The sequence below is a fragment of the Domibacillus sp. DTU_2020_1001157_1_SI_ALB_TIR_016 genome, assembly GCF_032341995.1.
GTDB lineage: Bacteria > Bacillota > Bacilli > Bacillales > Domibacillaceae > Domibacillus > Domibacillus indicus_A.
The window spans coordinates 1,662,378-1,678,609 of the sequence record NZ_CP135439.1; the positions used below are offsets into that span (position 1 = coordinate 1,662,378).

Below are 16,232 nucleotides of genomic sequence, written 5' to 3' on the forward strand. Positions count from 1 at the left end.
AAAGACCGATATAATGTCTACTATACAAAAACAAATGTACATCAGAAAAATACATAGTTGAGGTGACGTTAAGGATGAAGGAGAATGTAAAGGTAGGATTACTCGGTCTTGGAACAGTCGGCACAGGTGTTGTCAAGATGATTCAGGATCATCAGGAGCAGCTTGCTCACCGCGTTGGCTGCTCGGTTGAAGTAACAAAAGTATTGGTTAAAAACGTAGAGAAAAAACGTGAAGTAGAATTGCCAAAAGAGTCCCTCACACTTGATCCATATGAAGTGATTAACGATCCGAACGTAGATGTGATCGTGGAAGTAATGGGCGGCGTAGATGAAACGAGAAAATTGCTGCTTGATGCTTTTCATCAGAAAAAACACGTGGTCACTGCCAACAAAGACCTTGTCGCGCTGTACGGATCAGAGCTGATGAAAGCAGCGGCTGAAAACGGCTGTGACTTTTACTACGAAGCAAGTGTAGCCGGCGGTATTCCAATTATCCGCGGTCTTGCAGACGGACTTGCTTCTGATAAAATTAGAACGATGATGGGAATCGTGAACGGTACAACGAACTTTATCCTGACGAAAATGAACAAAGAAGGCATGTCTTATGAAGCCGCACTTCAAGAAGCACAGGATCTTGGCTTTGCAGAAGCAGATCCGACTTCTGACGTAGAAGGGCTGGATGCCGCACGTAAAATGGCCATTCTGGCACGCCTTGCTTTCTCAATGGATATTGAACTTGAAGACGTAGCTGTGAGCGGCATCTCAAAAGTATCAGACAGCGATTTAAAGCACGGCCAGACACTGGGCTACACAATGAAACTTATTGGATATGCAGATCAGCAAAACGGCGGAGCTGAAGTGAGCGTACAGCCAACGTTCCTATCAAATAATCACCCGCTCGCATCGGTAAATGATGAATATAATGCCGTTTACGTATACGGAGATGCAGTCGGTGAAACGATGTTCTACGGACCAGGGGCCGGCGGACTTCCAACAGCAACATCAATCGTAAGTGACCTGGTTGCCGTTATTACCAACATGAGACTTGGTGTAAACGGAAAAAGCATTACAGTACCGCAATTTGAAAAGCAGCTGAAATCATCAGAAGAAAAGTTTGCGAAATACTTTGTTCGTCTTCATGTACAGGATGAAGTGGGCGCGTTTTCTGAGCTTACAAAGCTGTTTTCAGCTAACGGCATCAGCTTCGAAAAAATTCTTCAGCTGCCGCTTGAAGAAGAAGGTGTAGCTGAAATCGTGATTGTGACACATAAAGCATCAGATGAAAGCTATCAAAAAATGCAAGAACAAATTAAAGATTTGGCGGTTGTTCGTTCAATTGAAAGTTTCTACCGCGTTGAAGGAGAAGGAGCATAATCATGGCAAAATGGGAAGGTTTATTACATCAGTACAAAGAATTCTTACCGGTTACCGAAGATACACCGGCACTTTCATTAATGGAAGGAAACACACCGCTTATTCCGCTTGTGAACATTTCTAAAAAATTAGGTGTGAACATTCATGTTAAAGTAGAAGGTGCCAACCCGACCGGCTCCTTTAAAGACCGCGGTATGGTTATGGCTGTAGCCAAAGCAAAAGAAGAAGGAAGCAACACGGTCATCTGCGCGTCAACAGGGAATACATCAGCGGCAGCAGCTGCTTATGCATCCCGTGCCGGCATGAAAACAATCGTAGTTATTCCAGATGGCAAAATTGCTCTTGGTAAATTAGCGCAGGCGATGATGTACGGAGCAGAAATTGTTGCGATTGAAGGAAACTTCGATGAAGCACTGGCGATGGTCCGCAGTATCAGTGAGAAATCACCAATTACGCTTGTAAACTCGGTAAACCCATACCGGATCGAAGGGCAAAAAACAGCGGCGTTTGAAGTATGCGACCAGCTTGGACAAGCACCGGACGTTTTAGCGATTCCAGTTGGAAATGCCGGCAATATTACGGCATACTGGAAAGGCTTTAAAGAATACAATGAAAAATTCGGCACAGGCCTTCCACGCATGCACGGATTTGAAGCTGAAGGAGCGGCAGCGATCGTTCAAGGTGCACCAATTGCACAGCCGGAAACAGTCGCAACAGCAATCCGTATCGGTAACCCGGCCAGCTGGAAATTTGCAGAAGCAGCGCGTGATGAGTCTGGCGGTAAAATCGATTTTGTAACAGATGCAGAAATTCTAGAAGCGTATGAAATGATGACACGCGAAGAAGGAATCTTTGCTGAGCCGGCTTCAAATGCTTCTATCGCCGGTATCATCAAACATGTAAAATCAGGCGAAATCGAGCAGGGAGCAAACATTGTTGCTGTACTGACTGGAAACGGCTTGAAAGATCCGCAAACAGCGATTTCACAAATCGAGAAAAAACCAACAGTTCTGCCAAACAATGAAGAAGCGGTGTTCAACTTTATCCGTGGAGTGGTCGAAGCATGATGTTTTCCGGCTCTTTGAAAGTGCCGGCATCAACGGCCAATTTAGGGCCTGGATTTGACTCGATCGGCCTGGCTTTTAACCTTTATTTAACGGTGGACGTCAAGCAGGCGGAGGAGTGGGCATTTTCCCACGAATCCGATCTGCTTGCCGGTCTTCCGGAAGATGAGCGCCATTTAATTGCGGTCGTAGCGAAGAAAACAGCCGCCCTGCGCGGCGTCGAGATGACACCGGTAGAAGCTGTGCTGAAAAGTGAAATTCCGCTTGCACGCGGGCTTGGAAGCAGTGCAGCAGCGATTGCGGCAGGTATTGAAATTGCAGACCGTTTTGCAAACCTGGGATTATCAGATGAAGAAAAATTAAACATTGGCGATCAATTTGAAGGGCATCCTGATAATATTGGTGCGTCTTTGTTTGGCGGAATGGTATGCGGCGTGTCTCTTGGCGAGCATGCCGAACTATTAACACTTCCTGCACCAGACGTAGACCTGGTTGCGCTTGTGCCGCCGTATGAGCTGAAAACCGAGGATGCACGTAATGCGCTGCCGGATTCGTTCAGCCGTAAAGATGCGGTTTTGGCGAGCGCGGTTTCAAACATGCTTGTCGCGGCTTTTATGCAGCATGATTACGAAACAGCCGGGCGCATGATGGAACGCGATGTTTTTCATGAGCCGTACCGGGCCGAACTCATTAAAGAATTTTATCCGGCACGTACACTGGCAAAATCATTGGATGCTTATGCAACGGTGATCAGCGGTGCAGGCCCAACCGTACTGACACTTGCTCCGCGCGGCAAAGGTGAAAGCATTGCGGCGGCATTCCGGGAGCAGTTTTCAGACTGTGATGTTTTACAGTTAAATGTAGAAGCAAATGGCCCAGTGTGGCAGTAAAAAAACCGGCGGAGCGTTCCGCCGGTTTTTTGCATGAAAAAGGGCAGACAAAGGAGTTGACATTTTTGCAAAACGCTTTATAATTGAAATTGAGATTCATTCTCATTAACCCCCTCTTATGAGTATGAATTGAACATCCGACTTGTGACGGCTTTCGAGCCGTCTTTTTTTCTTGCAAAAAACGCCCGTTTCTACTACCGTAGAAAAAGACGAAAGGGGCGACGAGCATGAAAATGAGAGTATCAGCCGTGCAGTATCACCTGCACACCATTGATTCATTTGATGAGTTTGCAAAACAATGCGAACACTACATAAAAACAGCGATGGAATTTGAAGCGGAATTTATTCTATTTCCGGAGTTCTTTACAACACAGCTTTTGTCCATCGGCGATGAGAAAACGGGTGAAGCACTTAAAATTACCGATCTGCCGCTGTTTACAGAAAGGTATGAGCGGCTGTTTTCAGGCTTTGCCAAAGAATATGACGTGCATATTATCGGCGGCACGCACGTAACAGAATGGAAAGGCGGCATTCAAAATACGGCGTATTTGTTTTATCCGGACGGTTCGTATCAAATGCAGTCGAAATTGCATATTACACCGGCTGAAGTAGAAGGCTGGAATATGCAGCAGGGTGAAACGTTCCGCATTTTCGAAACGGAAAAAGGAACGATTGCCATCCTGACCTGCTATGATATTGAATTTCCTGAAGTGGTCCGCATGGCAAAAGCGAAGGGTGCAGATGTGATTTTTTGCCCGTCTTGTACAGATGACATGCACGGTTTTCACCGTGTCCGCTATACGAGCCACGCCCGGGCGGTTGAAAACCAAATTTATGTGGTCGGCGCCAGCACGGTCGGCTCACTGCCAACGGTTGACTTAATGCGGTCGAATGTCGGGCAGGCGGTCGTGATTTCACCGAACGACATTCCATTCCCGCCAGGCGGTATTGTGGCAGAAGGGATTATGAATGATGATATGATTATTACAGCTGATCTGGATTTAGCGCTTTTGTACGAAGTACGCAAAAAAGGGTCCGTTACTACATGGCGTGACCGGCGGACAGACTTATATCCAGATTGGTGGGATCAGGATTGACCTACTACCAGGAATATTTTGCGTTTCAGGATAAAAAGCCGATAAAAGCCATCGTCCGTAATTATACGAAGCAGGACTTTAACGGACTGCTTGATGTGCAAAGAGCGGCTTTTCCGCCGCCATTCCCGCCGGAGCTATGGTGGAATACCGAGCAATTGCAAAATCATGTTGACCTGTTTCCAGAAGGAGCACTTTGTGTCGAGATTGAAGGAGAGATAGCCGGTTCGATGACCGCATTGATCATTCAATACGAGCCCGGCGATACACATTCGTGGGAAGAGGTAACGGACAATGGATATATCCGTAATCATAATCCAGACGGCAATACGCTGTATGTTGTCGATATTTGCGTCAAGCCTGCCTTTCGAAAGCTGGGCCTCGCGAAAAAAATGGTCGAGGCCATGTACCAAACTGTTGTTCACTTAAATCTTGAACGGCTCCTTGGCGGCGGACGGATGCCCAGCTATCATCCCTATGCAGATACGCTCACTCCGGAGCAGTATCTCCAAAAAGTCATCTCCGGAGAGATTTATGACACAGTCGTTACGTTTCTAATGCGTGCCGGCCGCGTGCCGGTCGGCGTTCTGCGCGATTACCTGGATGATGAGGAATCCAAAAACTGTGCAGCTCTCATGGAATGGAAAAATCCTTTCCGAAAGGGTTGATATTTTAAATTGATTGTATTATGATAATAATCAGTCAAATAACAAAGCGTTGAAGAAGAAGAGTAGCGCTGTGAAATGCTAAAGAGAGCCGGCGGTTGGTGCAAGCCGGTGCGGGAAACAGTGTGAATGGGCTTCTGAGCTCCGGACCGAACATAATGAGTAGGCTCCGGCGTCCGTCTTACGTTACAAGGAACAGGCAGAAATGAATTCTGCTGTTAAAGTGGGCTGCAGTTTGCGGCCAATAAAGGTGGTACCACGGCTCCCCGTCCTTTTAGTGATGAGGGGGCCTTTTTGTATATAAAAATACGTTGATCGGAAAAAGTAAAGCAGACAAGCGCGTTAAAGAGAGCCGGGATGGTGGAAACCGGTACGAAGCTCCTGCTTGAATGGGTCCGTGAGTGGCAGCTTGAACGAGAAAGTAGAGCGCCCGGCAGCCGGCCGTTAACCGGATTTAAGGGGAAGCATTTGCTTCAACGAGAGGTGGCACCGCGGGAAACCGTCCTCCATAGATGATGATCATCTATGGAGTTTTTTTATGCCTTGAAAGGAGAATGGAAGATGAATTTACAAACAACGCTAGCCTACAAACTAAAAGAAATAGAAGGGGACATGATTACACCGATCTCTATTTATCGTTTGCTTTCCGGCTCCCAAAAAATGCTGTTTGAATCATCAGCTAAACATGAAGAAAGCGGGCGCTACTCTTTTATTGCAGTAGATCCAATCGCCGAGTTCAAAGCGGATGCAGCCGGATACGAATTGAGCAAAAAAGATGGAACAAAAGAAACCGGGTCGGGCAAATTTATGGACAAGCTCAAGTCTATTATGCCTGTTCAGGAGAAGCAGCCGTATCCGTTCCCATTCTTCGGAGGAGCAGCCGGCTACATTGGCTATGATACGGTGTTCTTTGAAGAAAAAATTGGCGAGCCGCTAACAGATGAGCTCGGCATGCCGGATGTGCACATGATGTTTTACGATACGTTTGTCGTCTACGATCACCTGATGCAGCGTGTAACGATTGCTGCAGTTGACTTGTTCGGCGGCCGGACAGAAGAAGAAATGGAAACGGCGATCGAGACGATCTACAACGATATTCATACCGGCCAAAAGCCGGATAGCAGGCAAGAAACACAGGCACTTATGTTCAGCTCGGGCCTTGAGCGGAATACCTTCTGCCAAATGGTTGAGCGGGCGAAGGAGCATATCATTCGCGGAGACATTTTCCAAGTCGTTCTTTCTCAACGCTTATCTTCTCCGTTTGAAGGCGATCCGTTTACGCTTTACCGCCGCCTGCGGACGTCTAATCCGTCGCCGTATATGTTTTATATTGATTTTGAAGGCTATACCGTTCTTGGGACGTCACCGGAAAGCCTTGTAAAGGTAAGCAGCCGGACGGTTACAACCAATCCAATTGCCGGAACACGCCCGCGCGGCAGTTCACCGGAAGAAGATGCGCGCCTGGCAGAAGAGCTGCTCGCAGATGAAAAAGAAATCGCCGAGCACCGTATGCTTGTGGACCTCGGCCGTAACGATGTAGGAAAAATTTCTGAAATTGGTTCTGTTACACTCGATAAATATATGAAGATTGAAAGATATAAGCACGTCATGCATATCGTGTCTGAAGTATCGGGCGAATTAAAAGAAGACTATCATCCGCTTGATGCTTTAACCGCCTGCCTGCCTGCAGGAACTGTAAGTGGTGCACCAAAAATCCGCGCGATGCAGATTATTAACGATTTGGAGCCGGTAAAACGAGGCGTTTACTCGGGTGCAGTCGGCTATTTATCCGCAACTGGCAGCATGGACTTTGCCCTGGCGATCCGTACAATGGTTATTAAAGACGGCAAAGCGCACGTACAGGCTGGCGCAGGGATTGTATATGACTCGGTGCCGGAAACCGAATACGAAGAAACAATGCACAAAGCAAAAGCATTACTGGAGGTGCAAAAATGATTTTATTGATTGATAATTATGACTCTTTTACTTATAACCTATATCAGCAAATCAGCAGGATCGGCAAAAACGTCCGGGTTGTGCGAAACGATGAAATAACGATTGATGAAATTGAAGCTCTTGAGCCAGAAGCGATCGTCATTTCTCCTGGACCGGGCACACCGGAAGAAGCGGGCATCTCAATTGAGGTGGTTCATGCTTTTTACCATCGCATTCCAATACTCGGGATCTGCCTTGGACACCAGGCCATTGCGGCGGCATTTGGAACGGATATTATTCAGGCAAAAACAATTAAACACGGCAAACTCTCGATGGTCCGCCACGAAGGAAAAGGGTTGTTTGCAGCTGTACAGGGCCCGGTTCCGGTCATGCGGTATCATTCTTTAGTCGCGGACCGCAAAACGCTCAGCCCGAAACTTGAAGTGATCGCGGAATCGGTCGATGATAATGAAATTATGGCTCTCCGCCACAAGGAATATCCGGTATTTGGCCTGCAGTTCCATCCAGAATCAATCGGCACAGAAATGGGGGATGAGCTGATTGCTGAATTTTTCCGTTCTTACCGGAAAGAGAAAAATATGAAAAAGTATTTACTCAAGCTTGCAGAAGGCCAGTCTCTTTCATTTGATGAAATGACGGATGCGGTTGAAGAAATTTTACAGGAAGATATTTCTGACAGTGAAATCGCTGCATTTTTAATGGCGCTGAAAGCAAAAGGCGAAACGGTCGACGAAATTGCTGCACTGGTTCATGTGCTTCGCCAAAATGCCGTATCCACCCGGACCGCCTGGAAAAATGTTATGGACAACTGCGGAACGGGGGGCGACGGCTCTCAAAGTTTTAATATTTCGACGACTTCCGCTTTCGTACTGGCTGGTGCGGGCGTCACAGTCGCGAAACACGGCAACCGGAGTGTATCGAGCAAAACTGGAAGTGCCGACGTGCTTGAGCACCTTGGCGTATCACTGGACTTTGTAGCGGGTGAAACTGATAAACTTTTAGATGAAAACGGGATTACGTTCTTGTTTGCCCCGCACGTTCATCCGAAAATGAAACGGATTATGAAAGTACGGCGCGATTTAAAAATTCCGACCATTTTCAACTTGATCGGACCGTTAACGAATCCGGTTCAGCTTGATACACAGCTGCTCGGTATTTACCGTCGTGATATGCTTGAGATGATGGCAGATGTATTAAACCGGCTTGGACGCAAGCGGGCCGTTGTGCTGAACGGTGCCGGCTACATGGACGAAGCGTCTTTAGCAGGGGAAAACCATCTGGTTGTGCTTGAGGACGGCGAGGTGAACAAAATGATTATTACACCGGAATCTGTCGGCCTGCCTGTTTATCCACTCGATGAAATCAAAGGCGGCGAAGCGGTTGAAAATGCACAAATTTTAAAGCGTATTTTAGAAGGAGAAGAACAGGGTGCCTGCCGGGACACGGTTCTCCTCAATGCTGGCATTGGATTGTTTGCCTGCGGAAAAGCGAAAACGGTGAAAGAAGGCGTAGATATGGCGAGAGAAAGCATTGACTCGGGCGCTGCACTCTCAAAGCTGAACTACCTTGTTAACTACTCGAAATCCAGACAGAAAGAAGCGGTGTTCGGATGACAACCATTTTAGATAAAATTATTGATAAAAAAAGAGAAGAAGTGACCCTGCTGAAAACCGCTGGTCTGTCCTACGGGGCGGACCGGAAGCCGGTTTCGTTTTACGAACGAATTGCCGCTTCCAAAACAATGGCATTGATCGCGGAAGTGAAAAGAGCATCGCCTTCAAAGGGGGATATAAATATCGGTGTGGATCCCGTCCAACAAGCATCTATTTATGCCGAAAACGGTGCAGATGCTGTCTCGGTTTTAACGGATACGCCCTTTTTCAAAGGAACGATGAACGATTTAGAAGCGGTAAAAGCAAGTGTTGAAATTCCTGTGCTGAACAAAGACTTTATCATTGACCCTATCCAGATCGACCGTGCTTTTGCATCAGGCGGGGATATTATTTTATTGATTGCAGCGGCGCTTGAAGACGATGATATGAAGCGTCTGTACACACACGCAAAGGAAAAATCGCTTGATGTGCTTGTAGAAGTACACGATGAAGTGGAAATGGAACGGGCGCTCCGCCTTGGCGCAAACTTGATTGGGATTAACAACCGGAATTTAAAAACATTCGATATTGATTTGGCCGTGACAGAGCGGCTGCTTCGTTCATATGGACGGGAAAACGCCTTTTTTGTTTCCGAAAGCGGCATTCAAACAGCGGATGATGCGGTCCGCATGAAAGAAGCGGGAGCGCGTGCCTTGCTTGTAGGGGAAACGTTAATGAGAGCGGGTAATGTTGGGGAAACGGTCCGTTCATTGAAAGTGGGGCTGTAAATGAACGTAAAAATTTGCGGCATTCAATCATTTGAAGCAGCAAGCTGGGCCAGGGAAGCGGGTGCGGACATGATCGGCTTTGTTTTTGCAGAAAGCAGCCGGAAAATTCCTTCCGAATTTGCGCGCCAGCTTGCAGAAGCAGTAGGCTCGGATGTAAAGAAAGTCGGCGTTTTTGTAAATGAATCTGAAGAAACAATTCGCTCGATTGTCGAAGAAGTTGGACTTGATTATGTGCAGCTGCATGGCGATGAGACAGCGGAATTTGCGCGCCGGATGCCGGTGCCCGTCATTAAAGCTTTTTCCGCCAAAGACGATCTTTCCTTTGAAGAGATGTTTGCCTTCCCGGCCGATTATATTTTAGTCGACAGCCCGCCCGCTGCGTTTCGGGGCGGAAGCGGCCGGACGTTTGACTGGTCCATTTTAGAGAATCCAGGTGTAGACAAATCCCGCTTGATTTTGGCAGGCGGTCTGCATCCTGATAATATTGAGGAAGCGGTCCAGTCGGTCGGTCCATTTGCTGTTGATATATCAAGCGGGGTCGAAACCGATGGACGAAAAGATGAAACAAAAATATTTCAATTTGTAGAGCGTGCGAAAGGAGCCCATCAATCATGAGTAAAGTATATAACCAGCCGGATGAAAAAGGGCATTTTGGAGAATATGGAGGCCGGTACGTACCGGAATCTCTTATGCGTGCCGTAAAAGAATTAGAGGAAGCTTATCAGTCAGCGATGAAAGACGAAACGTTTTTATCCGAGCTGAACCGCTATTTAACCGACTATGTCGGGCGCGAAAATCCGCTTTATTTTGCCGAAAACCTAACGAAAGCAGCAGGCGGCGCGAAAATCTATTTAAAGCGGGAAGATTTAAATCATACAGGCGCCCACAAAATCAATAACACCATCGGACAAGCCTTGCTTGCTGTAAGAATGGGCAAGAAAAAAGTCGTAGCCGAAACCGGTGCCGGCCAGCACGGAGTCGCAACAGCAACTGTATGTGCGCTTTTAAACCTCGAGTGCGTCATTTTTATGGGGGAAGAAGACATCCGCCGCCAGGAGCTAAACGTGTTCCGAATGGAGCTTCTTGGGGCGCGCGTTGAAAGTGTTTCCCAGGGAAGCGGCACGCTGAAAGATGCTGTTAATGAAGCGCTTCGCTACTGGGTAACGAACGTTGAAGATACCCATTACATTATGGGATCCGTGCTGGGTCCGCATCCATTCCCGCAGATTGTGCGTGATTTCCAGGCGGTCATTGGGCAGGAAACAAAAAAACAGCTGCAGGAAAAAGAAGGACGTCTTCCGGATGCTGTTGTAGCCTGCATTGGCGGCGGCAGCAACGCGATGGGTATGTTCTATCCATTTATTGAAGATAAAAGCGTGAAAATGTACGGTGTTGAAGCATCCGGCAGCGGAATCGATACAGACAAGCATGCCGCATCTATGACAATGGGCAGCGTCGGCGTCCTGCATGGCAGTAAAATGTATTTGCTGCAGGATGAAGCGGGCCAAATTCAAGAAGCTCATTCGATTTCAGCCGGTCTTGATTATCCGGGTGTTGGACCGGAACACAGCTTTTTAAAAGATTCCGGACGGGTCATCTATGAACATATTACCGATGAAGAAGCACTTGAAGGATTTAAAGCACTGACAAAAACAGAAGGCATTATCCCGGCACTTGAAAGCTCTCATGCGATTGCGTACGCCCTGAAGCTTGCACCGAAAATGAATCAAGACGAGATTATTGCCATTTGTTTATCCGGCCGCGGCGACAAAGACGTGGCGCAAATTAAAGAGCGGTTTGAAAGAGAGGGCAAGCAGGCATGACCAAGTTTAAAATGGCCGAAGCATTTCAAAAAGTAGAGCAAGAAGGGAAAAAAGCATTCACCGCTTACATTATGGCGGGTGATGGCGGGCTTCACACACTAAAGAACACCATTTTGCTTTTAGAGAAGTCCGGCGTAACCGTGATTGAGCTGGGTATACCGTTCTCCGATCCTGTCGCTGACGGCCCTGTTATTCAGGAAGCCGGCAAGCGGGCGCTCAAAGAAAAAGTCACCCTTACTCAAATTTTGGGAGAGCTTGCTTCTTTTAAAGAAGAAATCAGCGTACCGATTGTGATTATGACCTATGCAAATCCAGTGTTTAAAGTAGGGGCAGAGCGTTTTGCCCAATTGTGTGAACAAGCAGGTGTATCCGGCGTGATTATTCCGGACGTGCCAATGGAGGAAGAAGCGGAGTTTCGGGAGCCGCTGGCGAAGCGGGACATCGCGATGATCCGCTTTGTGACACTAACCAGCTCCGACGAGCGCATCGCCCAAACGGTGAAAGATGCAGAAGGGTTTATTTACGCGGTCACCGTTAATGGCATTACCGGCGCACGTGCCGGCTTTGCAGACGATCTCAGTGTTCATCTGTCCCGTATTGCGGAGCAAAGCCCTGTCCCGGTTCTGGCCGGATTTGGTGTATCATCAAAAGAACAAGCAGAAGAGCTGGGCGCAGCATGCGGCGGTGTCATCGTCGGCAGTAAAATTGTCCAGCTGCTTCATGAAGGAAAAGGCGAGGAAATCAAACAGCTTATTCCTTAACCCCCTTTTTTAAAAGCAGGACAGCAAGCAATCAAAAACCGCCCTTTTTCCTCCGAAAAAGGGTGGTTTTTTTAATTGGACAGCACTTTCAGCCAGCATCGCTCGTTCTGCCATTCAAGCTCAACCGGCAGGCCGAATGCTTCAGAAAGGATAGGGCTGGTGAGCACACTTTTTTTCTCGCCTGCTGCGAGCATTCTTCCTTCTTTTAAAACGGCAACGTGTGTAATAGCCGGGAAAATTTCCTCAATATGATGTGTAACGTATAAAAGAGACGTCTTGTGCCGGCCGGCCTGTTGTTCGAGTGCCGTGAGCAGCTCTTCGCGTGCTCTTACATCCAGGCCGGAGCATGGCTCATCTAAAATCATGGCATCAGGTTCAGCCATAAAAGCACGGGCAATAAGCACCCGCCGCTGTTCTCCCTGGGACATAAACCGGTACGGCTTGTCCGCTAAATAAGATAAACGAAGCGATGCCAGCAGTTCATCCGCTTTTTCCCAATCCGCGGCTTCTGTTTTTTCATAAAGGCCAATCGAATTAAAACGGCCGCTTACGACAATCTCCCGGGCACTCTCCGTATTCAGCGTTTCTAAAAAACGGTTTAATGTATTGCCGACAAAGCCAAGGCGCTTTTTCACATACTCCCAGTTATAACGCCCATATTCGTGACCAAAAACCCGAATCGTGCCGCTTGTAGGAAATTCATACCCGCCCATCATATTCAGCATTGTTGACTTGCCTGATCCATTTAACCCTAAAACAGCCCAATGCTCACCCTCTTTTACGGTCCAGTTTACATGGTTTAAAATGACCTTGTCCTGCCGGACGAAGCGCACTTGCTCATATGAAATTAATTCTGTCATTATGTATCACTCCCGCTTTTATTGTAACAGAAAAAAATGGATGCTATAAACGGTAAAAGAAGAAAACCGGTTATCTCATACAGGGATTTTCAAGATACTTTGATATGCTGTTTTGGCATCGAATTAATGCCGAAAATGAAAGGATTTTAGTATAAGATTTCACTAATGAACAGAGGGGATTCTATAACACTTTTTTATCGGTTTGAGGTGAAAAAAACCGCATAACGGCGCCTTTTGGAGCGTTTTCATAAAATATGAAAAATAATTAAGTAAATTTGCAAAAAAGCTTGGTTTTTTGAAAAAACAGTAGTAAGATTGTACTTGAAAAAGGCAGTCTCCAATCAACTGGAACTTGTCAACAAAATCAGCCTTTTTCGTTTAAATTGCATTCAGAGTGGTAAGGATGTTCTGAAAGCGTTTTTAGATTTTTTTGTACATATTTTGGTAAAAGCGAACGTATACACGAAAATCAAATGGGCAACAAGTGGAGGTTTTTCAGTATGAACATGCAGATTAGCCAGGGAAACCCGTGGAAAAACTTTTCGGGTCCAAACCTTGGGTATGTAATGGAAGTGTACGAACAATACTTGGCCGATCCAGATGCAATCGACCAGGAGCTGCGCCAGTTATTTGATCAATGGGGTCCCCCGGAGTCGTTAACTGGAAATACAGCGCAGCATACCACATCAGCGGGTGATCTTGATAAGCTGTTTCGTGCCGTGAAGCTTGCAGACAGCATTCGCATTTATGGTCATTTGGCAGCAGACATTAATCCGCTTGATGACAGCAAAAAAGACACACGTCGTATTGATCTTGAAACATATGAGCTCACAGAAGCAGATCTTCGCCAAATACCGGTAGAGTATATTTGTCCAGGCGCTCCGGCACACGTTCAAAACGGATATGACGCCATTATGCACTTGAAAAAAGTGTACACAGATAAAGTTGCTTTTGAATTTGCACAAGTACATGATCTGGAAGAAAAACAATGGCTTCGCCAGCAAATTGAATCGACAGATTACTATCCGACGTTTACAGACAGTGACAAGAAAAAGCTGTTAAAACGTCTTACACAGGTTGAAGGATTTGAGAAATTCATTCATAAAACATTTGTCGGCCAAAAGCGCTTTTCTATTGAAGGCTTAGATGCCATGGTGCCGCTTTTAGATGAGCTTGTTCACCATTCGGCTGTAAAAGGCGCCCAAACGATTAATATCGGGATGGCTCACCGCGGCCGCTTAAACGTACTTGCCCACATTCTCGGCAAACCATACGAAATGATTTTTGCGGAATTTGCTCACGCACCAAGCAAAAAAATGCTGCCTCTTGGTTCTATGAAAATGAACTATTACGGCTGGACAGGTGACGTAAAGTATCACCTTGGTGCAGACCGCAGCTATAAAGAAGAAGATACACAAACAGCACGTATTACCCTTGCGAACAATCCGAGCCACCTTGAGGTAGTTAGTCCAATTGTCGCCGGTTATACACGCGCCGCACAGGAAGACCGTACACAAAAAGGAAAACCAGCGTTAGATGTTTCTAAAGCGATGTCTATTATCATCCACGGAGACGCAGCATTCCCTGGACAGGGAATTGTCGGCGAAACGTTTAATATGAGCCAGATTAACGGCTATAAAACGGGCGGATCGATTCATATTATTGCGAATAATATGATCGGCTTCACAACGGAAAGCTATGATTCACGTTCTACACGGTATGCGTCCGATGTAGCCAAAGGCTTTGAAGTGCCAATCGTCCACGTGAACGCGGACGACCCGGAAGCATGTGTGGCTGCGGCATTTATGGCGGTCAACTACCGGTCACGCTTCGGCAAAGACTTTGTAATTGACTTGATTGGATATCGTCGTTTCGGCCATAACGAAATGGATGAGCCGATGACAACAAATCCAAACATGTACAATATTATTCATAAACATAAAACAGTTCGTGAACTGTATGCACAAAAACTCGCTGACCGCGGAGTTATTGAAAACGGGTACGCAGATGAAGTGTATAAAGAAAACGAGCAAAAGCTGAAAGACCTGTTTGAAACGGTTCCTAAAAAAGACGATAATCCGGATATTATTATGAATCCGCCGCAAGTCGTGGAGCAGGACCTGCCGTGCCATAAAACAGGTGTAAGTGAAGAAGACTTAAAAGCGATCAATCAAGAGCTCCTTCAATGGCCGGAAGGATTCCAGCCGTTTAAAAAGCTTGAGCGTATTTTAAAACGCCGTGAGCAGCTGTTTGTGGAAGACGGCCAGGTTGACTGGGGTCATGCTGAAACACTGGCATTTGCTTCTATCCTAAAAGAAGGCACACCGATCAGACTAACAGGTCAAGATTCACAGCGCGGAACATTTGCGCACCGTAATCTTGTTTTGCATGATGAAAACGATGGCAAAGAATACAATACGCTGCATGGTTTAAGCAACGTATCCGCTTCATTTGATGTCATTAACTCGCCTTTAACAGAAACAGCTGTTGTCGGATTTGAATATGGCTATAACGTATTTTCTCCGGAAACACTCGTTCTTTGGGAAGCACAGTTTGGAGATTTTGCCAATATGGCCCAGGTAATGTTCGATCAGTTTGTTTCCTCAGGACGGGCGAAATGGGGGCAAAAATCAGGCTTGGTTATGCTTCTGCCGCATGGCTATGAAGGCCAGGGACCTGAGCATTCAAGCGGCCGCATCGAGCGCTTCCTGCAGTCTGCAGCTGAAAACAACTGGACGGTAGCGAATTTGTCATCAACGGCTCAATATTTCCATATTTTGCGCCGTCAGGCTTCCATCCTGCAAAAAGAGGAAGTTCGCCCGCTTGTTATTATGACACCGAAAAGCTTGCTTCGTCATCCGCTGGCTGCATCTAAAGCTTCCGAGTTTTCAAACGGAAACTTCAACATTATTGTGGAAGAGCCGAGAACAGGCAGCAAGCCGAAGAAAGTAGAGCGCATTGTGCTTTGCAGCGGGAAAGTGTCTATTGACCTTGCTGAGCAGATCGAGAAGTCAGAAGAAAATCTTGATTGGCTTCACGTATTACGGGTAGAAGAGTTATATCCGTTCCCGAAAGAAGAAATTACAGCTATTCTCGAACGCTTCCCGAATGTAAAAGAAGTCATCTGGCTTCAAGAAGAACCGCAAAATATGGGTGCGTGGACATATATGGATCCAAGACTGCGTGATACAGTTCCAGAAGGCGCAACTGTCCGTTACGTAGGCCGCCGCCGCCGTTCTAGTCCATCAGAAGGCGATGCGATTGTTCACAAGAAAGAACAAGCTCGTATTCTGCGTACTGTATTAACGAAAGAACAGTAAAAATAACCGGCTCCACTCTGGAGCCGGAAATGTACATAAAACGACA

At 46.7% G+C, this 16,232-nt stretch carries 13 protein-coding genes and 2 other annotated features; of the genes, 12 read left to right on the forward strand and 1 reads right to left on the reverse strand.

What is annotated here, in order from left to right; all coding sequences use genetic code 11:
* Positions 1–74: 74 nt before the first annotated feature.
* From RRU94_RS16355 to trpA, 11 genes are all read left to right on the forward strand, one after another.
* Positions 75–1,373, forward strand: a complete 1,299-nt coding sequence (locus tag RRU94_RS16355) for a homoserine dehydrogenase (protein WP_315695805.1) — start codon at positions 75–77, stop codon at positions 1,371–1,373.
* Between the two features lie 2 nt (positions 1,374–1,375).
* A complete protein-coding gene (gene thrC / locus RRU94_RS16360; protein WP_315695807.1) occupies positions 1,376–2,440 on the forward strand; it encodes a threonine synthase in 1,065 nt (354 codons plus the stop codon).
* Positions 2,437–3,327: a homoserine kinase gene (gene thrB / locus RRU94_RS16365; protein WP_315695810.1), complete on the forward strand. Its 891-nt coding sequence runs from the start codon at positions 2,437–2,439 to the stop codon at positions 3,325–3,327. The genes thrC and thrB overlap by 4 nt, the downstream gene beginning before the upstream one ends.
* A 227-nt stretch (positions 3,328–3,554) precedes the next feature.
* Positions 3,555–4,424 carry a carbon-nitrogen hydrolase family protein gene (locus tag RRU94_RS16370; protein WP_315695812.1) on the forward strand — a complete coding sequence of 290 codons (870 nt, stop codon included), beginning with the start codon at positions 3,555–3,557 and terminating at the stop codon, positions 4,422–4,424.
* A complete protein-coding gene (locus tag RRU94_RS16375) occupies positions 4,421–5,089 on the forward strand; it encodes a GNAT family N-acetyltransferase (RefSeq protein ID WP_315695814.1) in 669 nt (222 codons plus the stop codon). Before RRU94_RS16370 ends, RRU94_RS16375 begins: the two co-directional genes overlap by 4 nt.
* 40 nt (positions 5,090–5,129) lie before the next feature.
* Positions 5,130–5,363, forward strand: a binding site (T-box leader).
* 25 nt (positions 5,364–5,388) lie between these two features.
* Positions 5,389–5,596: a binding site (T-box leader), on the forward strand.
* Positions 5,597–5,647: 51 nt separating this feature from the next.
* Positions 5,648–7,042: an anthranilate synthase component I gene (gene trpE / locus RRU94_RS16380; protein ID WP_315695816.1), complete on the forward strand. Its 1,395-nt coding sequence runs from the start codon at positions 5,648–5,650 to the stop codon at positions 7,040–7,042.
* Positions 7,039–8,655: a bifunctional anthranilate synthase component II/anthranilate phosphoribosyltransferase gene (locus RRU94_RS16385; protein WP_315695818.1), complete on the forward strand. Its 1,617-nt coding sequence runs from the start codon at positions 7,039–7,041 to the stop codon at positions 8,653–8,655. Before trpE ends, RRU94_RS16385 begins: the two co-directional genes overlap by 4 nt.
* Positions 8,652–9,422, forward strand: coding sequence for an indole-3-glycerol phosphate synthase TrpC (gene trpC / locus RRU94_RS16390; protein ID WP_315695820.1), 771 nt, complete (start codon positions 8,652–8,654; stop codon positions 9,420–9,422). The genes RRU94_RS16385 and trpC overlap by 4 nt, the downstream gene beginning before the upstream one ends.
* Positions 9,423–10,037 (forward strand): phosphoribosylanthranilate isomerase, encoded by a 615-nt coding sequence (locus RRU94_RS16395; protein WP_315695822.1) that lies wholly within the window; start codon positions 9,423–9,425, stop codon positions 10,035–10,037.
* Entirely contained in the window at positions 10,034–11,245 is a 1,212-nt protein-coding gene (gene trpB / locus RRU94_RS16400) for a tryptophan synthase subunit beta (RefSeq protein ID WP_315695825.1), read from the forward strand. Before RRU94_RS16395 ends, trpB begins: the two co-directional genes overlap by 4 nt.
* Positions 11,242–12,006 carry a tryptophan synthase subunit alpha gene (trpA, locus tag RRU94_RS16405; RefSeq protein WP_315695827.1) on the forward strand — a complete coding sequence of 255 codons (765 nt, stop codon included), beginning with the start codon at positions 11,242–11,244 and terminating at the stop codon, positions 12,004–12,006. The genes trpB and trpA overlap by 4 nt, the downstream gene beginning before the upstream one ends.
* Positions 12,007–12,077: 71 nt before the next feature.
* Here the strand turns inward: trpA and RRU94_RS16410 are convergent, their stop codons facing one another.
* Positions 12,078–12,866: an ABC transporter ATP-binding protein gene (locus RRU94_RS16410; protein WP_315695829.1), complete on the reverse strand. Its 789-nt coding sequence runs from the start codon at positions 12,864–12,866 to the stop codon at positions 12,078–12,080.
* Positions 12,867–13,366: 500 nt separating this feature from the next.
* Between RRU94_RS16410 and RRU94_RS16415 the strand changes: the two genes are divergently transcribed.
* Positions 13,367–16,186 (forward strand): 2-oxoglutarate dehydrogenase E1 component, encoded by a 2,820-nt coding sequence (locus RRU94_RS16415; protein ID WP_315695831.1) that lies wholly within the window; start codon positions 13,367–13,369, stop codon positions 16,184–16,186.
* Positions 16,187–16,232: the final 46 nt, after the last annotated feature.